Genomic DNA, 25,625 nt, shown 5'->3' on the forward strand with positions numbered 1-25,625 from the left:
TTCTGTTAGACAGTCCCTAAAGTACCAGCCTAGATTTTCCCTTCGTTAAAGTCTTTTTGGAAGTAGAGCACCTTCTGCAGATATCGTCTCGCCTCGTCTTTCGGGTGTCGGGTTGTCAGGGCATCATAGACCTGACGCGGAGACTTGCGGTTAAGCTCTACCATCGCCTGTTTGCGATCGTTATGGAAGGTCGCCAGAACACCGCCTGTGCCGCCGTTGTAGGCGGAAATCATGCTGAAGTGCTTGGATGACGCATTCTTTACATCACGCAGATAACGGGTTTTCAGAATGTGCAGATACGCCGTGCCTGTGTCGATGTTATTTGCGGGATCGAACAGGTACTCCTTGGTCGGCATTCCCGGCTTTTTCTTCACCAGATTAAACACATCCGCGCCTGCTGTTTTCGGGATTACCTGCATCAAACCGTACGCGCCCGCATGGCTGACCGCATAAGGGTTGAAGCTGCTTTCGGTTTTGATCACCGCATAAATCAGATCTTCTGGAATGTCGTAACGCTTTGAGGCGTCGCGAACATAGTGTGCGTATTGGTATTCGCGCTGCTCCAAATGGTCTTTCACCATATCAATTTGCACGTAATAAGCTTTGCCGCGTTTGATGGTTTTACTTTGCAGCTTGTTGTCGATGAGGTAATCCGCAAAGCGGTTTGCACGCCATTCCCATTCAATTGATTTGCCTTCCTGATCGACAATCTGACCGAGGAAAAATGGCTTTCCGGTGAGCTCAATATCTTTGTCCGTAAACTGTTCGACGTGCTTCGGATCAGCAGGCATTAATACCGTTTGAACGATGGCTTTTTGCAGCTTCTCCATCGGCTGGCGTTGGGCAACGGTCGAAACGTAGATCTTACCTGCCTCAAAGTCGATGTGCGCACGGGTTTGGTAACCGTCCAGATACTTCACATAGCGGTGTTTGCTGGACTCGACATACTCATCGTCGCCCCAATGCTTTTTCGCTTCTTTAGCAATGTAAGCGAACAGGGCGTTGATTGCCTTTTTGTTGGCATCAGACACGGGTTGACTGGTCACTGGTGGCGGTGTGTTATCGCAGTTGCAGTCCGGGGTTTCGGGCGCTGCCGAGCAGCCAGCAAGCAGAGCCGCTGACAGCAGAAGAATGGCTTTTTTCATAGTGAAGATGGCTGTTCTTTGTTGTTTTTTGTTAGTGAACAAACGGGTGTGAAAACCTGTTTGATACGTCCTACAGGATTTAGGCGACGATGCTATGCCTGAGCTTTAAAAAAGAAAAGAGATTTGTCGGTGTCGATGAAATTAAAGAAAGAAATTTTGCGCTAACACACAAGGTGTTAGCGCGCTTTTTGAGCAGGTTTAGTTGAGTTGTTTGACGATATGTTTCGCGATAGGAAAACAGGATGTCGCTGCTGGTGAGGGGGCGTTGCAAACCACCAAGGCATGCTCGGTCTTGTGGAACAGGAAATCATCAACCAGATCACCATTTTGGTAGACTGCCTGAGCACGAATACCGGAAGGGTAAGAAAGTAAATCCTGATTGGTCAGGGATGGGCAATACTTCTGCACTTCTTTTAAGTATCCCGGTTTCCAGAACCCGTTCCTCAGCTCTTTCATCGCCGATTTGAAGTTGCGGCGAATCACTTTGTAAAAGCCTGCGTATTGCAGCATTTCAACCACGTCAGCCGGAGAGAAAGAAAAACGAGAGTATCCTTCACGGGCAAGACTCAACACCGCATTCGGACCAACGGTGACTGAGCCGTCAATCATCTTAGTCAGGTGGACACCAAGAAATGGCAAGGCAGGATCAGGAATCGGATAAATCAGGCTGCTGATAATGGCATTGTGTTCAGTCGCCAACTGGTAGTAATCGCCCCGAAACGGCACCATTTGGAAATCGGGCGTTTCACCCAGCATACGTACAATGCGGTCTGACATGATGCCTGCGCAGGAAATCAGTTTGCCGGTATGGAAAGTTTGCTCACCTGCCACCACGGTCACGCCATCTTTAGATTCCTGAATATATTCAACGGGATGACCGTAGAACACATCGCCACCTCTCTCCTTGATCATACTTCCGAGTTTTTCGCAGATTTGGCGGTAGCTGACGATGCCTGTTGAAGGGACAAAGATGGCACCAAGCCCACTGATATTTGGCTCTTTTTCCCTAAGCTGTGCGGCGTCCAGCACATCGAATTCCAGTTCGTTGTCAGCCGCCCGGATTTTTAATGCTTCCATGCGCTCAAGTTCAATCTCGCTGGTGGCGACCAGTAGCTTGCCGCACTCTTCGAAAGGGATGTGGTGCTCGGTGCAGAAGGCTTTGATGGCCTGATTCCCTTCTTTGCAAAAGCGGGCTTTCATACTGCCGGGCGTGTAGTAGACACCGGCATGGATAACACCGCTGTTGCGTCCGGTTTGGTGACTGGCGGGTTGGGTTTCTTTTTCGACAACCACGACCCTGGCGTTGGGCTCACGTTGTTGGAGCTCATTGGCCACACTGAGGCCGACGATACCCGCGCCGATGATCAAATAATCACAATTCACCATGTGTCAGTCCCTGCTAATGACGCCTGTGAGAGTGACGATTGAATGATAAATCGACAGCGATGGGAAGATATGTGCTGTGAGTCTGTGACGGGGATAGGGTGTTAACCCGCTGTCTTTCTTTTGCTTAAACCTTCTTTCGCGTGTGTATGCCCCAGCCCCACTTTGGAGGAAGAAATGATCCTGGCGAGGGGAACAGGTTCACCGTATATGTAGCCTTGTGTGTAATCCAGTCCAACTTCCATCACCTGGCGTAGGTCTTCATCAGAATTGACTTTCTGTGCTGCGGTTTTGACTTTGAGCGAGTCGCTGACTTGTTTGATGGATTCAACGATACGCCTGTCGACCTTGCTTGATTTCATCATGGAGATAATGCTGCCATCAATCTTGAGCAAGCTGATATTGAACTTTCGCAGATACCCGAACGACGTCAACTCGGCGCCGAAACTGTCAACGGCGACTTCACAACCCAATTTTCTTAACGAAGAAACAATCTGTTGTGAACGCACGGTATCAATTAATAGGGTGCTCTCTTTTACTTCGATACAAAGTTGTTGGGCGCGTAAGGTACTTTTCTTTATTAGATCTAAGCAATAAATCATGAAGCTGTCGTTGTAGAAGGCACCCGAAGAGATGTTCACCGCGACCGACATGCCGGTTTGTGCCAGTGCAGACGCTTGCGTGACCAGCACCTCATTGAAGACCCAGCGCTCAATGCTGATCAATCGGCCAGTAGGTTCTGCGGCGGCCAGGAATTCCGCGGGTAATAAGAGATCGCCGTCTTCCGTGATCAGCCTGACTAGCAGCTCATGCCAGGTTTGGTCTTCCTGATTGGTAGGAATGATAGGCATGCTTAAAAGACTGAATGAATTCGTAGAGATGGCGGTATCAATACGCTGCAGCAAAAAGTCGCGACGGAAAGAAATGCCGTCGTTAAGTAAGGATGCATCAAAGATTGAAATAGCGTGCTGACTGCCCTCAGAGATCGACTCCAATGCCACCTGCGCTTGATAGATGAGCTGGAACGGTGTGTTGTTTGGGTCGTCTGCTGCGGTCAAACCCATTGAGCATCCTAATGGGTAGGAAAAGTCACCTTGTTGGTACTTCAACGCGCCAATTTTCTCTGCCAGTGTGACCAGAGAATAGCGAGCGTGTTCGACGGATTCATGTTCCAGCAGCATGCCAAATTGGGTATCACTGATTCTGGCAACGCACTGCTTACCCAATGCTTTAATTAAAAGTGCCACCGATTTAATGAGCTGATCACGGATCTGCTCGCCGAAGGCATCTGTCAGAATATCGAGCCCACTGATTTCTATCACCACCAGTGCATGCGGCTCTGTGCCCTTTAAGCTGTCGATGTGGCTTTGTAATCTATGTTCAAACGCGCGTTGGTTTGGCAACTTCGTTAGCGCATCTATCGCTGACTTCTCTTCCAGCCCTGCAATCCTCTCTGCTACCGTCGCTGTTTGATAGTGGAAAGTCAGCACCCAGCCGCTGGGCGCTGCGCCATCAAGGATGACAGGGGTCGCTTCTAAATATACCAACTGTTCCTGATTATGTTCAGTTTGTAGGGTAAAGGTGCCCCTCAAACGGAAGTCTTGGTGGTGGGCCGAGAGTAGGTGTGCAAAGGTGTATTGGTTCTGGCGATCAAAGATATTGAACTGTTCGTCGATGTTAGTACCAACCAGCTCTTCTGAGGAGAAGCCAGTGAAGACAGAAGCATGGCGGTTGATAAAGGTTATCCGAAGCAAAGAATCCAGCGCGACGATGCCATCTGTGACGGACTCCGCTGCCGTGGCTAACAAATGGTTTTCACGTTCGAGTTGTACGTTTTCCCGCTGGATTAAGGTGGTTTCCTGACATAGCCCGACCAAACGGGATCCCGATTCAGAGTGAATGACCCTAGCCAAAATATGATGGTACACCACATGTCCATGCGCGTTTTGTACCTGGATGTTGAAACTGAGTTGATCGTTGTTCATACGGGTGATGTTGAACATAGAATCAAGCTGATGGCGGTCTGAAGGCAGTACTCTTTCCCGCCAAAGAGATGTCGTTATATGCTCGCCATTGTGCAGTTCAAACAAGGCGTACATTTCTTCGTTCCAATAGAGCTGTTCTGTTTGAGGAGTGTATTCCCAAAGGCCAAAATCACACACCTGACCGACCAACTCTGTTTGTTTGGCTGCCATGGTTTCTTGCAGGGACAACGCTCTTTCGTCATCAATGTCGGTAATGGTACCAATCACTTTGGTCGTCATGCCGTGGCTGTCATATTCAATAGGTTGGCAGTTGTCCCTTACCCAGCGATATCGCTCATTATCATCCAACAAGCGGTATTCTATGGCCCCTGAGTGTCCCCCGTTTTGGGTTAACGTATGCTGGTACTCGCGCAGGTCTTCAGGGTGAATACGGGACATCCATTCGTAAAGCCGTTTCACTTCAGTGGCTTTAATGCCAATGGCTTGCTCGGAATTTTCGGAAAGTTGCAGGTATTTAGTGTGGCACTCCATTTCATAGACGGCGGTATGGTTAATGCCGAGGGCGAATTCAAATTTCTTGGACCACATTTTCCGCTCGTCATCAAAGCGCCGGTCTTTATCAATATCCTGCACTTGATAGATGTATTGCTGGGTGTTACCCGTCCATTTGTCCCGGATGATTGAAACGGCAATACGTGTCCAAACGACTTGCTTGTTTTTACGGGTCAGGCGGACTTCTGCTTGGAAGTTACTGATTTTACTTTGAGCAAGGAGTTGGAGCTTTTCATTTGCGGTGTCTTTGTCGCGGTGAAAAACTAACTGGCGGAAGGTTTTGTTTTCCAACTCTTCCCCAGTGTAGCCAATCAGGTCAATGAAGCTTCGATTCGCATTACTCATTTTGCCATCAGGCTGCACCATTACTGTACCGATGACAGAGGACTGCATGGCGTTTGAAAACAACTCTGCGCGCTCATCACTCATTTTTTGAATGTGCAGTAGACGTGCTGATTTCACCGCTAGAATGGCACCCAGTAACATAGCTCCACTGATGGGAAGAAGCAGAGCGGTTGGGTTGGAAGGTTCAACTGAGAGCGATAAATTCTCTCCCGGGTTAACCAAGAGCAAATCCAAGGTAACTGATACGACAAAGGCGGTAAAAAACGCTGAGAGTCTATCTAAGACGGCACCAGCCAATGTTAACGCGATAGCGATAGCAATGAACGGGAAAGCGACATGGGTGAGCAGCCACCCAGAAAGCGCTGCGATAGCGAAGATAGTGAGGACGGTCGTGGGTCGATAAATGCTGGAAGGCAGCTCTTTATCTCGCTGCAGCAAGGTATAGATCAATGGGGTGATGGCGAGAAAACCGATAACATCTCCCAGATACCAAGCCGGAGCAACGACTTCAAAAGGAATGGATAATTCTCGATTGAGTACCCAACCACCGAGCACCGCGCCCGAAATCGGCACTAGGATGACCGTAAATAAAACAAAAAAGCTAAACGCTTTAAGAGAAAGGAAAGGTTCAGCGTATCGACTTATCAGCACCAGAGACAGGCTGCCAAGAATGATGGTCGTGCTGTTTGCGGCTGAGAGTTGAATACTTTGTAGGGGGTCATCACCGAAAATAATATTGGAAAGTAAGATGGCAACAAAAGCAGTGCTAACAAGGGCAAAACGCTGGCTGGGAGGAGCCAGAGCGATCATGGCGATACTGAAACCATTGGTATACCAAATAAACGCGGCGCTGTTGGGTTGGCGTAAAAAATAGATGGCATACAGCGACTCAATCAGACAGCCCAGAAACAACAGCATCACGCGGAGCAAAACCGCATTCTGTGGAAATACGTCCTTAGAAGATGGGGGCGCTGTCGATGGCGTCATTCTGTCATCCGAACCATGAGTCAAAAAAGGAAACTCTCCCTTTCGGCAGGCGCTGACAGCGAAGCCACACCTTAAAGGCAGAGTTGTGTCTCAAAAGTTTAGATGATGTCTCATTGTTGTGCCGAGAAAGGCCGGCTGTTTTACAGCGAGTTATTCGTGATGTTACAGCTCGTTATATTTGACCGCTTTCCCAAAGCACTTCTCGGGTGGGTATTTCTTACGGTTGTGCGCAATCTTTTCATCACAGGCTTTTTCTAAGTCCACGCCACAACGGTCGGCAATACGGATGAGATAAAGTTGAATATCCGCCAGCTCATGCTCAAGCGCCTGACGCTTTTCTGAAGGGAAATTTTCTGCCTGTTCCGGCGTCAGCCACTGAAACAACTCTGCCAGTTCGCCCACTTCGCCGCTCAATGCCATCACCAGATTCTTGGGGTTATGAAATTGCTCCCAATCACGTTCGCGCGCAAATTCGGCCATCTCAGCTTCCAAACGAAGGAATGCACTTTGGGGTTTATCAGTCATTGGGAAACTTCCTTTCAATCAATAGCACTCTAGGGGCAGTAGTGTGTCATGGATTGAAGCACGGGAAAACTGAAGCGTTGGATTGCCTCCGTAGTCACTAAATAACTGGTTTACCTGTCCTATTTTTGTGAAAGCAGGGAATTTATCTGCCCAGTGAAAGCAATGACGCGCTAATCCTGTCTATTCTGTAAGTAGAACCATGGAGCTGGGTACCCACTTTGAATGACATCACCGCCACATTGCTGACGTTTTCCCCTGTGACTCTCTTTTTCGCGGTGATCCTCCTGTCTTATCTACTCGAAGATTTGGCCATTGTGACGGCAAGCGTTGCGGCGTCGCAGGGTGTGATGTCTATCCCTGCCGCACTGGCGGCGATTTTTGTTGGTATCGCGACAGGCGATATCGGCCTGTATGCGCTTGGCTTGTGGGCCCGCCGCTGGAGAAAACTGCGCGGATTTTTACTGACCAAGCCGAGCGTGAGAATGATACGCCGCAAACTGCGTGCCCATGCGTTTGGCAATTTGTTCCTTATTCGTTTTGTGCCGGGTCTAAGGTTTGTGGGTTTTTGCCTCAGCGGTTTTTTCCGCGTGGGGCTGAAGCCATTTTTATCTGCTGTTTTGGTGGCGACCGCGCTCTGGACGGCATTGGTTTTCGCGCTGGTTTACCAGTTGGGCGAAATTGAATGGATTAATAACCACCTCAGTTGGGGGCTTATCCCGGTTGTGGTGCTCTTGCTCATTGCTGTCAACCGCGTTGCAGGGAGCAAGCTGAAGGAGAAAGCCGTTTGCACAGATTAAAGCTGGTGGAAGAGAAAACGTCCCCTGCCTTGCCGGTTAACCATGGCATGCCGCCTCTAGACATGAGCGGCAAGCCGGTGTCGTTTTTTGAATTCTGGCCGGGTTGGGTGTTTTACGCCCCGGTTGCCCTGCAATGGATTTGGAATGGCTTGAAATACCGAAGCTTCGGGTTGCCATTGGTGGCAAACCCCGGGATTGAATTGAGCGGTATGGTGGGTGAGTCCAAGGACGCCATCTTGTCGTTGGCAGGTGAAACCGCCAAACCTTGGATCCTGCCTTACATCATGTGGGAGAAGACGGCAATGCCACCTGAAACACAGGCGCATCAAGCCTTGACGGCTTTGCACCAGGCGGGGCTCGGCTTTCCTGTTGTTGCCAAGCCGGACTTGGGGTGTCGTGGTGCGGGTGTGCGTTTGGTGGAAAACAAAGGTGAGCTGGAAGAATACCTTCGCCTGTTTCCTGACGGTGCCCGTTTAATGCTGCAGGAAAAAGCCCCTTATAACGCCGAAGCCGGTGTGTTTTACGTGCGCTACCCAGGTCAGGAGAAAGGACAGATTTTCTCCATGACGCTCAAATACAACCCGTTTGTGGTGGGTGACGGCGAAAGTAACCTCGCACAGTTAATTGATGAAGATTCGCGCGCCGGAAAACTCTCCCACCTATATCGCTCACGCCACGAAGACAAGCTGGATTTGGTGCTCGCCAAAGGGGAAACCTTCCGCCTTGCGTTTGCCGGTAGTCATTCTCGCGGAGCGATCTTCCGCGATGGACGTGACTATATCAGTGAAGCGCTAGTCGAGCGCTTGGATGAAATTTTTGATGATTTCCCCGGTTATCACTATGGGCGAATTGATTTGAAGTTCCGTGACATCGCGAGCCTGATGCGTGGCGAGGATTTTGTGCTTTTAGAAGTTAATGGTGCCAGCAGTGAAGCCGCCCATATCTGGGATCGTGGTGCGACCATCAAAAGTGCTTTCAGTACCTTGCTGGCGCAGTACCGCATGTTGTTTGAGATAGGCAACCTGCAACGAAAAGCGGGGCATAAAGTGCCTTCGTTGATGGACTTGTATCGAGCGTGGCGCAAGGAAAAAGCGCTGGTGCGTGATTATCCGTCGACCGATTAAAACAAAAAACAATCGAATAAAGCATCGATTTGAGGGGATTCCATGTTAGCAAGAGACTCCAAACCATCACTGAACGCACCTTATGCCGTCGAGGTAGAAGGGGGGCTGGATGTGGCGGCACAGGCGCTTGAGCTTCTTCATCAATTGTCAGATGACCAATACCAGTTCGTTGCTGCGCCTTATTTGCAAAGCTCGATTGGTCAGCATATGCGCCATATTCTGGATGTCTTTCATGCGGCTTCTGCACAGGAAATCGACTATGACGTTCGTCGCCGTGCACATCCTGTCGAAACGGATCGGGAAATAGCGATTTCGGAATGGAGACATCTTTGCGAATGGCTGGAAAGTCTTTCAGAAGCTGATATGGACTCAGCCATCAATGTGCGGCATGAGGTGAGCCTGAACCGTCAGGCAGCGGCCACATCAGCGTCGACGCTGGGTCGCGAACTGGCGTTTGTTTCCAGCCATGCGGTGCACCATTTTGCGCTTATCCGCGTGAGTTTGAGCGTGCAGAAAATCAGTGTGGCAGAAACTTTTGGCCTTGCGCCTGCCACCCTCAGTCATTTTCGTGGAGAACAGTAGATGTGTACTGTCAGTTGGCTGTTGCACGATAACGGTTACGACGTTTTCTTCAACCGTGATGAGCAGAAGGGCCGTGCCATTGCGCGACCACCGGAGCGATTTCGCGAACAAGGCACCGAATTCCTCATGCCTGTAGACCCGGATGGTGGCGGTACTTGGATCGCCACCAACCAACATGGTCTCTCTCTTTGTCTGCTGAATTACTATCAGGGTGATATTCCCGAATTGCCACTTATCAGTCGTGGCTTGTTGGTGAAAATGCTGGCCCCTTCGTCGTCAGTGGCAGATGTCGTCAGCACACTCAATAACCTTCACATGGGCTCTTATGCGCCCTTCACCCTGCTGGTTTTCGCACCGGATTTGAATTCGCACCATGGCCACGTGATTGCTTTCCAGTGGGATGGTCATGTTCTCACGCAGCGACCCAGCGTTGAGCCAATGATTTCCTCTTCCGTGGCATTTCAGGAAGTGATGATTGCAAGGCGTGAAGCTTTCAAAAGCATCATGACTGAACCGCAAACGGTCGAGAAAGCGTGGGCATTTCACCGCAGCCATGTGCCGGAAGCGGGCTACAAATCTGTGTGTATGCACCGGGACGATGCCAACACTGTGAGCTTTACGCACCTCAGCGCCACCCCGGGGGCAACGGAAATGGTGTATGTCGATGGATCACCGTGTGAAAACGTTCCAACGGCGACAGAAACCTTGATTCGAAAAGTGCCAAACATGCGTTTGGTTGCCAGCGAAAAAAGGTGAAATTTTTACCTCCCAGACAGGTTCTTATTTAGCAAGCGAACCTGCCCAAAATAAAAGGAGTGAAAGATGTCTCGCGTACTGTTACTGCTAGCTTTGTTGTTCTCACCACTGACCTTCGCCGCCGATGTTTACACTGGCTTTTTCAGCAGCAAAGCGGTGAGCGGTTATGACACTGTGTCTTTCTTCGATGGCACACCAGTCAAAGGCAAATCAGATTTCAAAACCGAATATCAGGGTGCTGATTGGTTGTTCTCCAGCCAGGAAAACCTCGACAAATTCCTCGCCGACCCAGAGAAGTATGCACCGCAATACGGTGGCTACTGTGCATGGGCAATCGCTGAGAAAGATGATCTAGCGCCGGGTGACCCTGAGTTTTGGACTATCGTCGATAACAAGCTGTACCTGAACTATGACGATTCTGTTCAGAAGGCATGGGAAAAAGACATCCCGGGCTTTATCGATTTGGGTGACAAAAACTGGGCGAAGCGCTAATCCAGCCTGTTAACCGCTAAGAGGAGAGTCATCAATGATCAGTCCCTTTCAGATCCCGAGAAAAACGCCGTTTGGTGTGATTGAAAAAGCGCTGGAGTCCGTGACAGGTCTCCGGGCTTTGGATAAGCACTACCGCCGCCGTCCGGAAGGGATAGATACCGATCATTTTCTCTCCTATACCCTCGATGTGCTCGGCATTGACTACACCGTCTCTGCCGAGGACATGAAGAATATCCCTGCCACTGGCAGCACAGTGGTGGTGGCTAATCACCCGCTCGGTGGTGTCGAAGGGGTGATCCTTGCCAAACTACTACGTCAGGTGCGCCCTGATGTGAAAGTGCTGGCAAACTACTACCTCAAACGTATTCCCGAACTCAGTGACATCTTTATCGGCGTCGATGTGTTTGAAGGGGAGAGTGCGCGTAAGGCGAATTTGAGAGCGTTACGCGAAGCACACCAACATGTCAGCGATGGCGGTTTGCTGCTGATTTTCCCAGCCGGTGAAGTCTCGACCTTTGACGAAGATGGACAGCTCAAAGACAAGGCGTGGAGCCGTTCAGTCGCTGCCTTGGTCAAGAAACACAAAGCGACGGCGTTACCGATTTACATTGGCGGTCAGAACAGCCGCAAATTCTATCGGGCTGGGCGTATTCATCCGCTGCTCCGCACCGCAATGCTGGCGCGAGAACTGCTCAATAAACGGGGCGATGCCATCCCACTTTCCATTGGTGAACCTATCGCGTGGAAAGAGTGTCGTGCATTCGAAAATGACGACGCCCTCGTGAATTATCTGAGGCTCAATACTTATCTGCTTAACCGCGAGCAAGCGGTGACGGCTGTTGAGTTGGAACAGACAGGCGAACCCATCATTGCGCCGCAGTCTGTCGATGCGATAGAACAGGAACTGACAACATTACCAGCGCAAGCAAAACTTCTGTCATCCAATGAGTTTGATGTTTATTGCACGGAAAGTACGCATATTCCGGTGATCCTTCAAGAAATCGGCAGAATGCGTGAGGTGAATTTCCGCGCTGTCGGTGAAGGCACGGGCATGGCTTGTGATATCGACGAATATGATGATTACTACCTGCATCTGTTTATCTGGGATCGGGAAGCGCGGCAAATGGTCGGCGCTTACCGCTTGGGTAAAGTGCAGGAAATTGTGGCTGAGAAAGGGTTGAACGGGCTCTACTCCCGCAGCTTGTTCCAATATGACGAACGTTTTGTAGAAAGCATGGGTAACTCGCTGGAAATGGGCCGTTCGGTGATAGATGAAAAGTACCAGCGAAGCTTGTCAGCCTTACTGCTGCTCTGGAAAGGGATTGCTGCCTATGTGAGCAAACATCCTGATATCACCACCCTGTTTGGCCCGGTCAGCATCAGTAACGATTATCCGCTGACTGCACGTCGTTTGCTGGCAGAGAGCCTGAGCGTGCACCACTACAATGAGGACATTGCGCAGCTGGTGGCACCGACCACACCGCTGGAAACTTCCGCACCTGTACCTTGGCATACTTCAATGCTGGCAGGGCTTGGTGATTTGCAGCTGTTATCGCGAGTGATCAGCCGCATGAGTCAGGGTTTGGGCGTGCCAGTGCTGCTCAGGCAGTACCTTGGTCTGAATGGCAAGCTGGTGTGCTTTAACGTGGATCCTGCATTCAACAATGCGTTGGATGGCCTGATTATGGTGGATTTACGCAATGTGCCTGTGAAGACGCTCGGCAGATATATGGGCAAAGAGCAGGCGCAAATTTATCTCGATTATCATCAGCAATAAAATCGATTTCAAGCCAACAAAAAACGCCGATATCCGGCGCTTTTTGTTTATGGGTATTCGAGAGATTTAGATGCGGACAGCTTTAGAAGCTAAGGCTGGCACCTACGCCAATTGAGCTGGTTTCAGCATTACCTGCATCACGGTAGGTCAGTTCGACTGCAAGACCGGGACCAATGCCAGGGGAAAGATTAATGCCCACAGCACCCAGCAAACCCCAACCATCCTCTTTTTCGGCCATATAGGTGTTGTCGTAGTAGTTGCCGCCGCCGCGTACATAAACATCACCCAAGACGATAGGAATATTCACTTGGAGCGCCAGTGGAATCGACGTAGAGGTGAAGTCCTGATCGACACCGTTTTCATCGGGAATGTCTGCCGTGGTTTCGCCGTAGCCAGTATAGATACTGGTGTAATCATTGATGTGTAGCTTACCGTTAATTGCCCAGAAGTAACCGGTGGCACTGCGACCTTTGTATTTCACATCAGTGATACCCGCATCCGCGCCGACTGAAATAGGCAGGATCAGCGCAGAGGCCGAGGTTGCAAAAAGGGCTGAGCTGAATGCAGCCAGCGTTATCAGTTTCTTGGATTTAGCCATGTGGTCACCCCGTTTAGAAAAGCGCTCACCAGTAGCAAGCTTGCGACAAAGCATATGGAAATCAGTTTAGGAGTGAATCGGTGGTATAGCGGCGGAACTGGGCAGCTTTTGGCAACAAGATCAGATATTTGTGAGCTGTACCCAAACAATCTGCTGCCAGAGTGACAAAAACGGCACCCGGAGGTGCCGCAAACGTGCATTGGTGAGTGTGTGATTAGGCTGCAACCAGTGCTGAAATCACGCCAATCACACCACCGAAAACACCACCCCAGACGACCAGCCAACCCAGGTGCTCGCGGATCATCTTCTGAACGATTTCCTTCACCATTTCCGGTGTCAACTCATCCAGACGTTGCTCGATAACAGACTCGATGTTAGCTGTGATATCGCCCATCATTTCCGGCTGTTCAATTTGGCCTTTCAGCGCTTCACGGAAGTTATCCTGCTGAGTGATGTCGACCACTGAGGTTTTCATTTTCTCTACGAATGGCTGACGCAGTGGTGCCAGTGCTTCCGAACCGCCCATCATGGCAAGCATGCCACCAAATGGACTGTTGTTAATCACTTCTACTAAGCCATCAAACGTTGGATTGAAGTCGATTTGCTCAATCACAGGTTCAAGGTTCAAAGCTGCACCGCCAGACATTTCCTTGTTCAGGAAACGATCAACATTTTCCTGGGTGAAGAACTGATCCATCATCAATGATTTGATGCCAAGCTTGAACGCCTCAAAACGTGCCTGAATAACGCCAGAACCGTAAAGCCCCGGCACCTTTTCAAACAGCATGTGTACAGCCAGCAAGTTGGTCAGTGAACCTGACAGCGCAAATAAACCACCATAAAGTGCCAGTGGCTCTTCAAAGTAGTAACCCGCAGCGAACACGGCTGCTGCGATAAGATTGGTCAAAAAGCTTTTGTTCATTGTTTTTGCTCAATTTGTGTACTTGGAAATGGCGATGATTTTAGTCAAAGCGAGGACAACGAACAATATGGCTTTTCACTCAAAATAGCGGAATGAAGGATTGGCTATCGCGAATCTCGCTAAATACTCGTCTCAGTGCTTCTTGCGAAAAACTGTGCGCGTAGTTCCCCATGCTGACCCGATTGACACCCAGTTGTTGCAGCGCGCCGAACTCTGGCAGAGTCGGTGTACACATCACATTCAGAGGAAGAGCACAGGCATCAACTGCAGCTTTGATGTCTTCCGGCTTCGAGATAAACGGTACAAACAGACCATCAGCGCCTGCATTGGCATAATGCTGCGCCCGCTCAAGCGTTTCTTCCTTCGCGTTATCTAACCCAAGCAAAAACGTATCAGTACGGACATTGATAAACACTTCTCTTCGTTGACTGCCCAACAGCTTGATGACATCCCTAAGTTTCTGTTGGAAATCCACCATGTTTTCGATCTTTCTCTCGCCTGCCAGCACCTTGCTGTCTTCAATGTTGATGCCTTTGACGCCCATCGAGATGAGTGTGCGAATATTCCCGGAAATTTGATCTGTGCTTTCCCCATAGCCAGATTCAATATCCACATTCAGTGGTAGGGTCGAGCATGCAAGAATCCGCCTGACGACGAACAAAAGCTCGTCGAAGGTCATAGTTTCGCCATCTTCATAGCCGAGTGAGTGAGCGATGGCAGCACTGGAGGTGCCAATTGCAGGATATCCTTCCAATTCGGCAGTCTTGGCGCTATTTGCATCCCAGACATTTGCTAATACATAAAGGTGGTCATGAGTGGATAGTTGATAAAAATCCATACGGTACTCCGTTTTTCTGTGTGAAGTTGGGAATACTTTATCGAGTTTATTTCAGGTCTCTGGCTGGAAACGGAACTGAACCCAAATGATTGAAAAATTGGGGTAATCGGTATTGCGAAGTTAGAGACATGGCTCAGAGTTGAAGCTCGAACATTTACCGGATGGATAGGCCGCATCTACACTCATTGCGTTGACTGAATAGATAAAGAACGGACATGCTGCTTCGAACAGGGATTACCTTTTTACTGGCGCTCGCATTGACGGCCTGCAGTGCGGGTAACCGTCCCTTTGAATTTAAAAATCTTGCCAAATCAGACATGGACTTGATCACGGATATTCACATACTAGAAATCCGCGATGCGATACGTGAGCTCACCGTAAAACTCTACAAACGAAACCCAAGAGAGTTGGCTAAGGTGCCAGACATGACGGTTTCTGGACGTCTGGATTCTTTTATGACGGTTCAACGGCCTGAAGGCGGCTATGCAGAGCTGGGTGGATTGGATGGGGTAGATGCGCTTTATCTGGCTTTTTCTGAGGAGTATGAAGGTGATCGGGTATTCGCTTTGATGGTTGGTATCACCGGCATGATCAGCGCCAGTTACAACAATCAGTTGGAGTTCTACCTCCTCGACGATATCGATCAGCAAAAGCTCTATAACAGCGCCCGTAATCTGGAAACGGTAGCTTGGTTGCTCAATACACGAAAAGACATCAATGGTGATTTGATGCTACTGAGCAATGGTATCGCGTTGGATGGGACCCCAAACTACAGCTACGAGCGAGTGTTGGCGAAAATGATCGTGATTCAGGACATGATGGCTAAAATGGTCGCTGACAGTACCAATCGTCATATTAATCAAGTTGTCCATGGTGTGGCATCAATGACATTCTTCCCCATCTGAATTGCCTTCTTTTTGATACAAATATCCCGTAGGGAAACGATTGGTCTCACTCGATTTCAACTGTGAACTGACAATCAGCTTTAACCTTCCCAAACATAAATTGCCCAAAAAGCACCAGTAAAGGTGTAGGCCTTTTACTGCCTCTTTTTAGTGAACGTTTAATATTCTCAATGGTGGCGGCTTGTGATTGGGAGGATGTGCTGCCAGGAAATGGCCGTATTGTTTTTCAGTAGAGGCGTTTCTCTGCCCTTATGTTTTCATTTATCCCCCTTGTTCGTTTACTTCTGGTTCAGGATTGTTCAGTAATCTAACTGCTTATAACCAATTGAATAAGGGAAGAGTAATGATCAATTCATTGAGTGCAGTTGCAGCAGGAGCAGTGTTATTTGCCGGGGGAGCGAGTGAGTGGGTTCACTCCGAAAGTACATCCTCGCTTTCATCTGTAGTGTCATATCAGGCGGTGTCACCGAGCGTTTACCCTTCCAGTCAGGTCAACTTTCAACGAGATATCGAAAGCTGGGTGGGGGTGACTTGTAGGGGTAATGAGCCTCGTGTTTTTTTTGGTCTAACCAAAATGCCCACTCTCGTGATGCATGATGATCCTTTAATTGCCAAAGTGAGATTTGACGATGAAGTTAGACAAATTGTTGTCAGGCAACCAACAAGTGCCCATTACCTGAATCCTGTTGCGAGTGAGCAGGATTACCTTGTTACCAAAATGGCCACGGCCAAGAATGTGTCTTTGGAACTTCAATGGTCAAATGTAGGAAGTGTGGAATATAACTACGTCATGGAAGGCGCTGAGACTTCTATATCAAAGACGATGTCAAACTGTATGGCATGAAGCCACACTATTTAAAGGGACTGGAATGAAGACAAATAGCCCCTAAGGCCTGTTACTCACGCAGTTTCACTTCCCTCTGGCACTCAATATAGAGCGGATGTGTACGATTAGTTCATTAACCCGCAAAGGCTTTAACAAAAAGCCCTGAAGCTGTTGGCTTTCACCAATCTGGTCGGCAAAGTCGTTCAATCCGGTGTAAAGCACCACGGGCAGTTCAGGGCTGTGCTTGCGCGCTTCATTGATAAGCTGTAACCCGGTGAGTTGTGGCATGGCCTGGTCGGTGACCAGAATCTGGTATTTATTAGGCGTTTTCCCTATTTCCCAAAGCGCTTCGCTTGGGTCGCTGAAGGTATCAACCTGCAGACCGAAAATCGGCAGCGTGGCTTTTACCACTTCAAGCATGATTTCTTCATCATCGACGAAGATGACTTTGGGCTGATGAAGATCAGCATCTAGCGGAATGCCAGACGAAACCAGATTCTCGGAATGTATAACGTGGTTTTCTGAGCGTTTGCTGCAGAGCGGAAGGTAGACGGTGAACTCTGTGCCTTCGTTTAGTATGGTTTTAACGCTGATCCCACCTTGGTATCGGCTGATAATTCCATGAACGATGGCCAATCCCATGCCCGTACCTTCACCGTGCGCCCGGGTGGTGAAAAACGGTTCGTAGATATGTTCCAGCACTTTATCAACGATACCTACCCCGTTATCAGTGATAGTGATTTTGGCGAACATGCCCGGTTGTGCCAGCCATTCAGATTCGATGTTTTCTTGAGTCAGTTCAACGGCGGAAACGTCAAATCGGATTTTGCCTTCAAGACCTTGGCAGGCGTGATTTGCGTTGATGAGAAGATTGGTGAGTAACTGATGAATATGGGTGCTGTCGGCATGAATGATCAGGATTTCTTCCGGCAAGGTGAGCGCGAGATTTGAGGTGAAGGCTTTGCTCATTTCCAATGCGCAGGTGACATCCTGACAAAGACGGTTAAGGTCCAGTTCTGTGCGGTCTTCATCCTGTTTCCGACTGAATGTGAGGATCTGCTTTACTAATAATCGCCCACGATCTAATACGTCTTCAAGCTTCTCTAAGTGCTCGCCAACACGCTCGTAAGTTGGGGTGCTTTCCAGTTTAAGCGTGATTAAATCCGCCAGCCCGAAAGCAATCCCCAGCAGGTTATTAAACTCATGGGCAATCCCCCCTGCAAACGCGCCCAGCGCCTCCATTTTTTTGGCTTGCATTAACTGAGCGGCGAGCTGGTGGTTAAGCTCATCACTCTGCTTTTGTCGGGTGATGTCTTTATCAATCCCCACCATGCGCAGCGCCACACCATTTTCATCCCTTTCAACCACTTTGCCGCGATCGAGATTCCAACGGTATTGGCCATTCTTCATCCGAAGCCGGTTTTCATGCTCATGGAGTTCAACTTCACCGTTGATATGAGCCCGCAGTGCTTTCCAGGTAGATTCAACATCATCAGGATGCAGCATAGATTGCCACTGCTCAATGGTGGAGGAGACTTCCTGATTCTCATAACCCAGCGTTTCATACCAGCTGCCAGTCAGGTAGAGCTTGTTCTCTGTGATTTGCCAGTCATAGATACCATCAGATGCAATATCGATGGCGTGTCTGAGTCGTTCGTTCTCGGCTTCAAGTTGAGCGATACGTTTTCGCAGCTCATCGTTTTCAGACATTGTGCGTGTTCACATCACTATAGAAAAAGCTGATGTTGGTGACCTTTTGGTTAACACCCCGGTGAAGGGAAGCAATGGGTTCATCATCGGCCGCTACCACGTCCCAGCAGCGATTGGCCTGATCGTCATCTTCAAAGTACATAGCAACCAGCCCATGTTGCTCTGGAGGTAACAGGTTGTAGCCAGGGTGCGGACGACGGGAGAATGACTGCCAGCCAATGTTGAGTCCCATCTCGTTGAGTTGTTTAGCGTAGGCAACAAATGCCTGTTCAAATTCGCTCTGATCCTGACCGGGTTTGAGCTCATACAATCCGTGCATTGAGACCAAAATAACGTCCTTATTAGTTGTAAATGTGGTGGTTGAAATTTGCATTCCAGCTCATCAGGGTTTTTAACGGCATAGGCTTGGCAATGTAGTAGCCCTGCGCCGAGTCACACCATTCGTGCTGCAAATGTTCATAGATATCGTGGGATTCCACGCCCTCAGCAATGACTTTGAGTTCCATGCGTTTAGCCAAATCAATGCAGGAGCGGACGATGTTGAGAGACTGAGCGTTACTCAACATGGTTTTGGTGAAGGATTTGTCGACCTTCAATTCGGAAAATGGCAGCGTGTGGAATAGAGACAGGGAGGAATACCCCGTGCCGAAATCGTCGAGAGACAGCCCCACGCCTTTAATTCTGAGGTTGACCAAGATATCCAGTACATCCTGACGCCCTTCAAGAAACTCACGCTCAATCAGTTCCAGTGTGATTTGATGGGGCTTTAACTGGGTGCCAGCGATCAGTGAATTAAACCGGAACTGATACTCCGGCGTCACCAACGATGAGGCACTCACGTTGATGGAAATGGATTTGAAATGCGGCAATTGGACAAGTGCTTCGGCATCGCTAGCAACACGGTTAAGTACCCATAAGGAGAGTTTTAGCTTAATTCTGTCTGGCAAATCCGTGTGCAGAAACTGATCGGCACTTAACAGCCCAAGCTCAGGATGATGCCAGCGCAGTAAGCATTCGTAGGAGGTAACAACGCCATCCCTCAGGTTGATTTGTGGCTGATAGAAGACGTCCAGTTGATCATCATCCATAGCTTCTTCTACATCAACCGGATTGACCTTGGCCACTTCCATTTTCTTTTTGTCGGCTTTGCCCTGTTTGGCAAACTCCAGCATGTTCAGCAGTACTCGACGGGTGAAGGGCTTGGAAAGTGAACCGATCACGTTGAAGTCGAGCGATTGGGCAAAGGTAGAGGCGGAATTCAGAATGGATTTGTCGTACCCGCTCAGCAGGATCACGCAGGGCTTGATGCTGAAACTGCTCAGCTCTTTGAGCAAGGCAATGCCGTTTTTATCCGGCATGTGTACATCGAGCAGCAGCACATCATTGGAGGTTGGCGCGGCGAAACGCAGCAGATCCATGCCCCGGTTATAACCTTTAGTGGGATAGCCTGTCTCACACAGCATTTGTGTGATGACATCGGTAAACTCGGTATTATCATCGACGACGTAAACGTTCAAAATCCCATTCCTTGACCCGGGTATGTGGCATCCATCAGTCCAGTAGAGCGCTCTGTTGCCTACCTACTGAAAACCTAACTTTGGAACTAGCTGCAAATATAGAAAATATCGGCGGTGCAGACTGAAAAAGTTGCGCAGGAATCTAAAGAGATTGAATACATTCCACTAATAAATACACAGTCTTTGATGTGAGTCGGTAATTTTAGGCAGTGTTTACAATTTCCTGGGGAAAGTGATACCTATTGATATTTGGTCTGTTTTTGACAAGGCGATAGAGCTTTCTCAGAAATTCTTTATCTTCCTCATCGTTGTCCCAGAAGAAGTGCCCACCTGCCCTGACGGCTCCCCAAATCATGTTGGCGCGCAGGTTATCCACCCCATTTTGGCGCAGCAGTTGGTAGAGGAAATCATCCGCCTGCTCGCGCTCAACCTGATGATTGTAGAACAGCCAGTCATGGACCAATGCTGGCATCATGATGTCTGGGTGAAAGGGCGTAAAAGTAATTTGCCAAGCGACAGCAGGAATGCTGGCGCCGTCGTAACGGAAGTACTTTGGGACAACAATATCGACACCGTCGACTTGTATTTCAAAATCCCAGGTTAGTTCGTATTTGTTCGTCAATGCGCTGGGTTGCAGTCTGGGTTGCTTGAGCATGAGGGGCCTCCAAGTCGCTTCTGGAGGGTATAGGCTAACTAATACACTATTGTGATTGCGTTTAAAGATTGGGAAAAATAGAAAAGAAAAAGGACAGGCAATATGGAGTCAGCTCAAATGAGCATTGCCTGTCCAAAATGCAAATATTTGCATTGAAATAATTTACACCAACTACAAGGAACTTCCATGTCATTTTACTGAGTTACCATCAACGCTGCCTGATGATACCAGTAAAGTAGAGGTGGTAATGTATTGGGTGCATCAATTATTACCAACCTAAAGGCTCGCTACCATAGCCAAAAACGAATTTAAAACTGTTCAATCATTTCGCTGTCATCATGAATAAATCTCTTTGATATTCCGTTTTCCCTAACGAGTAATCCAGATTTATTAACATGATATTTGTGATCAACTTTTTTCCCATTGATCAGTGCACCGATGACTAAAAAGCAGAAATGTGCACCAACCTGACAATCTATTTGATAATTCCCTTTACCTCTATGTTTCAGAGCTTTGGAGACAGTGCCATCCCGATTACTGACTACCGTGACCCGCGATACTGAGGCTACCCTTGCCTCTGTGTCTTCAAAGGTGACTTTCTCGCGTGTCTGTTCTCTTTCTATTCCAAAGTGGGAGTAATAATATCCACCTTGTCGCAATGACGAATTTAAATCCGTCTCTCGAAGATCATTACTATTAACGATACAGGCTGTTAATAATAAGCTCGAAAAAGTTACCGCTAAGCATTTTACTTTTTTCATGGGAAGTCTCCCATTTTGTTAGTGAGTGTAAACACCCTGCTTAATCACATTTTATTATTATTTGGCTCGATAAAAGGAGCCATTCCCCTGATGTTCAATAACCTGCTTGTTGTGCTTATTACAGGTGCAAGTTCAATTTCAGTATTCGTCGAAGACGTGTTTTTGTTTTTCTGATTTAAGCTTTATTCAAGATGCAAAATTTTAAAAGTAAAAATTCACGGAAGGTTGAATAGATGTTAAATAAGTGAAACACAACTGTCGGATTGTTTAATAACTAACGGGCGGGATTCAGTGTTGTCACGCTTTCAGTACGGTGGTTAGCTTAACCTAACTATATGAATACTATAATTAAGTGATGGCTTTTAGTCTGTCAGGCAGTGTGCAAGTAGTGGAGAAGGGAAATCGAAGAAAAAATGATATTTCTGTCTGGGGTTTTTATTATGTAAGGCGGTATTTTTAGACAGAAGAGCTGTGCTTGGCCTGACGACAGGCGACAAATTGGATGAAATCATCAATGACAAGTGGTTTAGCGTAGAAATAGCCTTGCGCATATTCAAAACCTTGATTGAGCAAATAGGTCTCCTGATCCAGCGTTTCGACGCCTTCAGCGATGACATCCATGTTCAGCTTATCTGCAAGGTACTTGACCACATTAAAGATGGCCTTGGCATCGTCATCCCCAGGCAGCACCTGAGTAAACTGGCGGTCAATCTTGATTTGGTCAAAGCCATAGGTGAGCAGGTATTCAAGCGAAGCAAAACCAGTACCGAAATCATCCAGTGAAACCGTCACCCCGGCATTTTTTAGCCAGTTTCGTACCTTGTTGGTAGAATCGGTATTGATCATCTGGGAAGACTCAGTGATTTCGATATCCAGGCTCTGCAGGGGTACATCATTGTCTTCTGAGCAGGAAAGCAGCTCTGCAATAAACCCGTCAGAGGTAAGTTGCTGAGGGGAAACATTGACGCTGAAGCGGAAGTTGTCCGGCAGGTGATCAAGGATCTGGCTGATATCGTAAAAGGCACGTCGCATGATCTCCCGTCCCAGTGCCACAATCAGTCCAGTGCGTTCGGCTTCTTCTACGATATCGACATGGGCGACATTCTGTTGTCTCTCGTTGTGATTCAAACGCAGCAAAGCCTCGCAGCCAATGACCAATCCGGTTTTCATGCTGACTTTGGGTTGGTAATGCAGTGTGAACTCTTTGGTTTCGATAATGCGCTGCAGCGCTTTTCGCACGGCTTCACGGTTGGTTCGTGCCATATCGGCATCTTTATCGTAAAAACGCACACAGCGTCGTCCCGCTTCCTTGGCAATATAAAGGGCGATGTCGGTAGCATGCAGAAGTTGTCTCGGCGTGTGGCCATTTTCAGGGAAAAAGGCGACACCGATAGACGAGGAAATCCACTGGGTGCTGGTGATGTCTTCACGCACAGGTGTATTGAGTAGCGGTGTCAGCAAATCTTCCACGCTCTGCTGGTAACTCTGGGAGGGGATAATACAAACGAATTCATCTCCACCGGTGCGGCTGATGGACGCGTGCGGCAGTTGTTCTCTCAGCGCACGGGCAAATCTTACCAGCAACACATCCCCTTCCTGATGTCCGTTGGCATCGTTATAGCCACCGAAGTCATCAAGGTCGAACGACACCAATGCAAAAGGATGCTCGTGATTACATAGGGTGTTGAGTTCCGAAAGCAAAGCCCGGCGGTTGGAAACATTCGTGAGCGGGTCGATTTCAGACAGGGCTTTGAGTTCGGCTTTGGCACTTTCCAGCTCTCGCATATAGCTGACTGCCTGCTGCACGGAATTGTTGTAGGCATGAACCAGTAAGCCAAATTCGTCGTTTTCGTGGCCGTCTATTTTCAACAGTCTGGCGTTTTTTTGTCGCTCAAGCTTGGCATTCTTATCAATAGAATCAATGATTTTGGAGAGAGGTCGGCCAATCTGATTGTGGAAGAGAATAGTCAGGATGATGGCAATTAGCAGTACTTCTGCCATGGTAGAAAGGCAAATGGTCCACACCAATTCGTAAAATTCGGCCTCAGAGGTGTGGAAGTGCACTGTGCCGACCAGATTCCCTACATGTTGGTCGATAAATTGACTATCGCGGTAGATTTTGAACGTCAGCGGATAGGAGAGAACAACCGTTTCATCGACAGGGAGGACCACACTCAACCACTCAGGAATCAAATCATGATGATGAGGTTGCTCAATGGATGCCACGGCATCGTCATAGTTGTCGAGAATGGCGACAGCCTGAAACAAATGGTCGCCTTCGAAGCCTTTCAGTAGCGAATGCCCTTGCGCAGAATCGAGGTTGAACGCCGCGTAGGCTGCGCCATCGAGGATGTTTTCCAACTGCAGTTTGGCGGCCAGTTCTTTTTCAGTATTGAGGTGGTTGAGCTGAACCGACGCGATAACAACACTGATCACCACACCGCCAATAATGCTCAATAGCATCACTGAAGCGACAAATCGCCTTAGCAGGGGTGCTTTGGTGCCGAACAGCTTTGAGGTCATAAATCCCCGTTATTCTCCGGCGGCTCGACAGCAGCACAAGACAGTGTGAAGGTATGTTCAGGGTCGTCCTTGGAGCAGATTTTATAGAGGGTGCCATCGTTAAGAAGTGTATGGTAAGCCTTGCTCATTCGGTCAATCACGACCTGATCTGACCCTAAGCTGAGAGCGAGATTCAAAATCAGTGGTTTATCTGGATCCCCAAGGTAGAAATACGCTTTCAAATCATCATTGCTGTTTTCGCTGTAGGCATACACAGACCAAAGCCCTGTGGCGTAATCGCACTTACGGTTTTGCAGTAAAGAAAGGTGCTTCGCGGGGCGGGCAATGCCGCCGTTGTCGGTTGGAAGGGCTGATAGCGTTCCCCGCAAGGTGAACAGGTTTTCGTCGGGCTTAAAACCTTTATTTACCAAGTATTGATAGGAGTATGTTTCTAGCTCTGAGCAGACACGGAAATTTTTGGCGTGGTCCAATGAATCCCCTTGCAGTTCAGAGCGGCTTTTTAAGCCTATCAATGAAGAACGTTCGAGTGCGTACAACCGGCCAACCCAGTGGAAGAGATCTTTGCGCTTTTCAGATAAAGCCATGGAGAAGATGGCGACGTTTTTTTCCTTTTGCGCGGTTTTGTAAGCCCGTGCCCAAGGCATGACATCAATGGGTGAATCAAACCCAGCCTCGTCCAAAATGGCTTGAACCATGTCAACCGCACGACCACCAAATTGCCCTTCTTCATCAATGACCTGAAAGGGGGGAAGTGTTTCAGATACCACCCGAAGGGGTTGTTCCGCAAAGGCTACGGCTGCCTGACTAAACAAGCCGAGGGAAACGTAAATTCGTCGCATAATATCCCGTAAATCAATCCATTGGCCGCGAACTAAAATCGCCTCAAACGACCTTTTCAATTTGTGTCAGTGCATCTGGCACACTCGTCTTTACGTGTATATTAAGTAACCTCAAGATGGCTGAGTGTCTTATTTTTGGTACTCGCCAGGACTTTTTTTACGACTCGTTTTAAGTGCGTGTTGCATATGCCTTGTGCGCAAGCCATCCCATACTGAAATTTGGGGAAGAAATGAAATCTATATTGGGGATACCCGTTCTTATTTAGTCCGCCGTTTAGAGGAAGAAATTGATTGAATAAATGGATTTATGCTCTGCTTTCCTGCTATTTAGTTTTCCTGCCTCCTGTCTTAGCGGAGGAGACCATTGGCTTTTCAGATCTGTCCGAATGGCAGGTGAAAGCGTTTAAGAATGAAACCCGATACCGTTTGATTGACGACGCATCGTTTGGTGGAGCTGTACTACACGGGGAAAGTCAGGATGCTGCTTCAGGCTTAATCATGGAAAAGGAAATCGACCTGACGGCAACGCCTTGGATGAGTTGGCAGTGGAAAGTGGATACCTTTCCCACTACGGACAATGAGAAATTGAAAACGCAGGATGACTTCGCCTGGCGGGTTTCGGTGACTGTGGTGCCGGGCATGACGATGATGAGCAGCAGAACCATTGTTTATGTCTGGACACCAAACCAACCGGAAAACAGTTTCTGGCCGAATCCATTTGCGCCAAAACGGTTCAAAATGTTGGCGGCGACCTCGGGTGACAGGAAAAACGAATGGGTCGCGGTTAGCCGGAATGTGCCGGAAGACTTCCAGCGCCTTTTCGGGAAAGACTATAAAACCCTCTCAGTGGTTGCTGTAACATCTGACAGTGACAATTCTCAATCTGAAACCTCCGCCTATATTACGTCGCTGACTTTCTCTGAAACTCCTTAAAAACAGTGTTTTATGGGTGATTTTTAGCACCCGAAAAATCTGTATTTTTTAATGTACACTTTGTAGTTTACTTTTTAAGTTTGCTGAGTATGATATGCGCCTCTTTAGGCTGCTGCGAAAGTATTCTGTGCTTTTCTTCGCCCCTTCC

23 protein-coding genes are annotated in these 25,625 nt (G+C 48.5%); 9 read left to right on the forward strand and 14 right to left on the reverse strand.

What is annotated here, in order from left to right; genetic code table 11:
- Positions 1-29 precede the first annotated feature (29 nt).
- The 4 genes from mltC to RN22_RS07675 form a co-directional block, all read right to left on the reverse strand.
- Positions 30-1,145, reverse strand: coding sequence for a membrane-bound lytic murein transglycosylase MltC (gene mltC, locus RN22_RS07660; protein WP_046303784.1), 1,116 nt, complete (start codon positions 1,143-1,145; stop codon positions 30-32).
- Between the two features lie 198 nt (positions 1,146-1,343).
- Entirely contained in the window at positions 1,344-2,531 is a 1,188-nt protein-coding gene (gene lhgO / locus RN22_RS07665) for an L-2-hydroxyglutarate oxidase (RefSeq protein WP_046303785.1), read from the reverse strand.
- Between the two features lie 101 nt (positions 2,532-2,632).
- The gene (locus tag RN22_RS07670; RefSeq protein WP_046303786.1) at positions 2,633-6,397 is read right to left on the reverse strand and encodes an EAL domain-containing protein; all 3,765 of its coding nucleotides are present in this window, start codon (positions 6,395-6,397) and stop codon (positions 2,633-2,635) included.
- A gap of 162 nt (positions 6,398-6,559) precedes the next feature.
- Complete coding sequence (locus RN22_RS07675) at positions 6,560-6,922, reverse strand: nucleotide pyrophosphohydrolase (RefSeq protein ID WP_002536672.1); 363 nt, start codon at positions 6,920-6,922, stop codon at positions 6,560-6,562.
- 218 nt (positions 6,923-7,140) lie between these two features.
- Between RN22_RS07675 and RN22_RS07680 the strand changes: the two genes are divergently transcribed.
- From RN22_RS07680 to RN22_RS07705, 6 genes are all read left to right on the forward strand, one after another.
- Positions 7,141-7,719, forward strand: a complete 579-nt coding sequence (locus RN22_RS07680; RefSeq protein WP_002536673.1) for a DedA family protein — start codon at positions 7,141-7,143, stop codon at positions 7,717-7,719.
- 47 nt (positions 7,720-7,766) lie between these two features.
- Positions 7,767-8,843: a D-alanine--D-alanine ligase gene (locus tag RN22_RS07685; RefSeq protein ID WP_192815494.1), complete on the forward strand. Its 1,077-nt coding sequence runs from the start codon at positions 7,767-7,769 to the stop codon at positions 8,841-8,843.
- Between the two features lie 42 nt (positions 8,844-8,885).
- Positions 8,886-9,425 carry a DinB family protein gene (locus tag RN22_RS07690; protein ID WP_046303787.1) on the forward strand — a complete coding sequence of 180 codons (540 nt, stop codon included), beginning with the start codon at positions 8,886-8,888 and terminating at the stop codon, positions 9,423-9,425.
- A complete protein-coding gene (locus RN22_RS07695; protein ID WP_046303788.1) occupies positions 9,426-10,181 on the forward strand; it encodes an NRDE family protein in 756 nt (251 codons plus the stop codon). It abuts the gene before it with no gap.
- 66 nt (positions 10,182-10,247) lie between these two features.
- Positions 10,248-10,673, forward strand: coding sequence for a YHS domain-containing (seleno)protein (locus RN22_RS07700; protein ID WP_046303789.1), 426 nt, complete (start codon positions 10,248-10,250; stop codon positions 10,671-10,673).
- Positions 10,674-10,707: 34 nt separating this feature from the next.
- Complete coding sequence (locus RN22_RS07705) at positions 10,708-12,450, forward strand: lysophospholipid acyltransferase family protein (protein ID WP_046303790.1); 1,743 nt, start codon at positions 10,708-10,710, stop codon at positions 12,448-12,450.
- Between the two features lie 82 nt (positions 12,451-12,532).
- Here RN22_RS07705 and RN22_RS07710 read toward each other — a convergent pair whose 3' ends face one another.
- From RN22_RS07710 to RN22_RS07720, 3 genes are all read right to left on the reverse strand, one after another.
- A complete protein-coding gene (locus tag RN22_RS07710) occupies positions 12,533-13,048 on the reverse strand; it encodes a hypothetical protein (protein WP_046303832.1) in 516 nt (171 codons plus the stop codon).
- Between the two features lie 214 nt (positions 13,049-13,262).
- Positions 13,263-13,970: a hypothetical protein gene (locus tag RN22_RS07715; protein WP_046303791.1), complete on the reverse strand. Its 708-nt coding sequence runs from the start codon at positions 13,968-13,970 to the stop codon at positions 13,263-13,265.
- A gap of 79 nt (positions 13,971-14,049) precedes the next feature.
- On the reverse strand, positions 14,050-14,808 hold the full coding sequence (locus tag RN22_RS07720; RefSeq protein WP_046303792.1) for an isocitrate lyase/phosphoenolpyruvate mutase family protein: 759 nt from the start codon (positions 14,806-14,808) through the stop codon (positions 14,050-14,052).
- A 215-nt stretch (positions 14,809-15,023) separates the two neighbouring features.
- On the opposite strand from RN22_RS07720, the gene RN22_RS07725 reads away from it, so the two are divergent.
- Positions 15,024-15,713 (forward strand): hypothetical protein, encoded by a 690-nt coding sequence (locus tag RN22_RS07725; protein ID WP_046303793.1) that lies wholly within the window; start codon positions 15,024-15,026, stop codon positions 15,711-15,713.
- Positions 15,714-16,056: 343 nt separating this feature from the next.
- Positions 16,057-16,557, forward strand: a complete 501-nt coding sequence (locus RN22_RS07730; RefSeq protein WP_046303794.1) for a hypothetical protein — start codon at positions 16,057-16,059, stop codon at positions 16,555-16,557.
- A gap of 66 nt (positions 16,558-16,623) precedes the next feature.
- Here the strand turns inward: RN22_RS07730 and RN22_RS07735 are convergent, their stop codons facing one another.
- From RN22_RS07735 to RN22_RS07765, 7 genes are all read right to left on the reverse strand, one after another.
- Positions 16,624-18,249 carry a PAS domain-containing protein gene (locus RN22_RS07735; RefSeq protein WP_046303795.1) on the reverse strand — a complete coding sequence of 542 codons (1,626 nt, stop codon included), beginning with the start codon at positions 18,247-18,249 and terminating at the stop codon, positions 16,624-16,626.
- The gene (locus RN22_RS07740; protein ID WP_156168185.1) at positions 18,242-18,622 is read right to left on the reverse strand and encodes a DUF6614 family protein; all 381 of its coding nucleotides are present in this window, start codon (positions 18,620-18,622) and stop codon (positions 18,242-18,244) included. Before RN22_RS07740 ends, RN22_RS07735 begins: the two co-directional genes overlap by 8 nt.
- Positions 18,591-19,766: an EAL domain-containing protein gene (locus tag RN22_RS07745; protein ID WP_002536689.1), complete on the reverse strand. Its 1,176-nt coding sequence runs from the start codon at positions 19,764-19,766 to the stop codon at positions 18,591-18,593. The genes RN22_RS07740 and RN22_RS07745 overlap by 32 nt, the downstream gene beginning before the upstream one ends.
- A 202-nt stretch (positions 19,767-19,968) precedes the next feature.
- Complete coding sequence (locus tag RN22_RS07750; protein WP_046303797.1) at positions 19,969-20,421, reverse strand: DUF1353 domain-containing protein; 453 nt, start codon at positions 20,419-20,421, stop codon at positions 19,969-19,971.
- A gap of 308 nt (positions 20,422-20,729) precedes the next feature.
- On the reverse strand, positions 20,730-21,182 hold the full coding sequence (locus RN22_RS07755) for a hypothetical protein (RefSeq protein WP_039849633.1): 453 nt from the start codon (positions 21,180-21,182) through the stop codon (positions 20,730-20,732).
- 456 nt (positions 21,183-21,638) lie between these two features.
- Positions 21,639-23,705 carry a bifunctional diguanylate cyclase/phosphodiesterase gene (locus tag RN22_RS07760; RefSeq protein ID WP_046303798.1) on the reverse strand — a complete coding sequence of 689 codons (2,067 nt, stop codon included), beginning with the start codon at positions 23,703-23,705 and terminating at the stop codon, positions 21,639-21,641.
- Entirely contained in the window at positions 23,702-24,544 is an 843-nt protein-coding gene (locus RN22_RS07765; protein ID WP_046303799.1) for an ABC transporter substrate-binding protein, read from the reverse strand. The genes RN22_RS07760 and RN22_RS07765 overlap by 4 nt, the downstream gene beginning before the upstream one ends.
- Positions 24,545-24,835: 291 nt before the next feature.
- Here RN22_RS07765 and RN22_RS07770 point away from each other — a divergent pair, with 291 nt between their 5' ends.
- Positions 24,836-25,477, forward strand: coding sequence for a DUF3047 domain-containing protein (locus RN22_RS07770; RefSeq protein ID WP_046303800.1), 642 nt, complete (start codon positions 24,836-24,838; stop codon positions 25,475-25,477).
- The last annotated feature ends 148 nt before the right edge of the window (positions 25,478-25,625 follow it).

The sequence above is a fragment of the Grimontia sp. AD028 genome (genome assembly GCF_000973155.1).
GTDB classification, from domain to species: domain Bacteria; phylum Pseudomonadota; class Gammaproteobacteria; order Enterobacterales; family Vibrionaceae; genus Enterovibrio; species Enterovibrio indicus.

Bases quoted from the DNA above. Each gene is read 5' to 3' on its own strand.
- RN22_RS07740 (WP_156168185.1), bottom strand. From the start codon at position 18,622: ATGCAAATTTCAACCACCACATTTACAACTAATAAGGACGTTATTTTG.
- RN22_RS07765 (WP_046303799.1), bottom strand. From the start codon at position 24,544: ATGCGACGAATTTACGTTTCCCTCGGCTTGTTTAGTCAGGCAGCCGTA.
- RN22_RS07755 (WP_039849633.1), bottom strand. From the start codon at position 21,182: ATGAAAAAAGTAAAATGCTTAGCGGTAACTTTTTCGAGCTTATTATTA.
- RN22_RS07670 (WP_046303786.1), bottom strand. From the start codon at position 6,397: ATGACGCCATCGACAGCGCCCCCATCTTCTAAGGACGTATTTCCACAG.
- mltC (WP_046303784.1), bottom strand. From the start codon at position 1,145: ATGAAAAAAGCCATTCTTCTGCTGTCAGCGGCTCTGCTTGCTGGCTGC.
- RN22_RS07735 (WP_046303795.1), bottom strand. From the start codon at position 18,249: ATGTCTGAAAACGATGAGCTGCGAAAACGTATCGCTCAACTTGAAGCC.
- RN22_RS07750 (WP_046303797.1), bottom strand. From the start codon at position 20,421: ATGCTCAAGCAACCCAGACTGCAACCCAGCGCATTGACGAACAAATAC.
- RN22_RS07685 (WP_192815494.1), top strand. From the start codon at position 7,767: ATGCCGCCTCTAGACATGAGCGGCAAGCCGGTGTCGTTTTTTGAATTC.
- lhgO (WP_046303785.1), bottom strand. From the start codon at position 2,531: ATGGTGAATTGTGATTATTTGATCATCGGCGCGGGTATCGTCGGCCTC.
- RN22_RS07710 (WP_046303832.1), bottom strand. From the start codon at position 13,048: ATGGCTAAATCCAAGAAACTGATAACGCTGGCTGCATTCAGCTCAGCC.
- RN22_RS07760 (WP_046303798.1), bottom strand. From the start codon at position 23,705: ATGACCTCAAAGCTGTTCGGCACCAAAGCACCCCTGCTAAGGCGATTT.
- RN22_RS07725 (WP_046303793.1), top strand. From the start codon at position 15,024: ATGCTGCTTCGAACAGGGATTACCTTTTTACTGGCGCTCGCATTGACG.
- RN22_RS07695 (WP_046303788.1), top strand. From the start codon at position 9,426: ATGTGTACTGTCAGTTGGCTGTTGCACGATAACGGTTACGACGTTTTC.
- RN22_RS07720 (WP_046303792.1), bottom strand. From the start codon at position 14,808: ATGGATTTTTATCAACTATCCACTCATGACCACCTTTATGTATTAGCA.
- RN22_RS07675 (WP_002536672.1), bottom strand. From the start codon at position 6,922: ATGACTGATAAACCCCAAAGTGCATTCCTTCGTTTGGAAGCTGAGATG.
- RN22_RS07705 (WP_046303790.1), top strand. From the start codon at position 10,708: ATGATCAGTCCCTTTCAGATCCCGAGAAAAACGCCGTTTGGTGTGATT.
- RN22_RS07730 (WP_046303794.1), top strand. From the start codon at position 16,057: ATGATCAATTCATTGAGTGCAGTTGCAGCAGGAGCAGTGTTATTTGCC.
- RN22_RS07715 (WP_046303791.1), bottom strand. From the start codon at position 13,970: ATGAACAAAAGCTTTTTGACCAATCTTATCGCAGCAGCCGTGTTCGCT.
- RN22_RS07700 (WP_046303789.1), top strand. From the start codon at position 10,248: ATGTCTCGCGTACTGTTACTGCTAGCTTTGTTGTTCTCACCACTGACC.
- RN22_RS07690 (WP_046303787.1), top strand. From the start codon at position 8,886: ATGTTAGCAAGAGACTCCAAACCATCACTGAACGCACCTTATGCCGTC.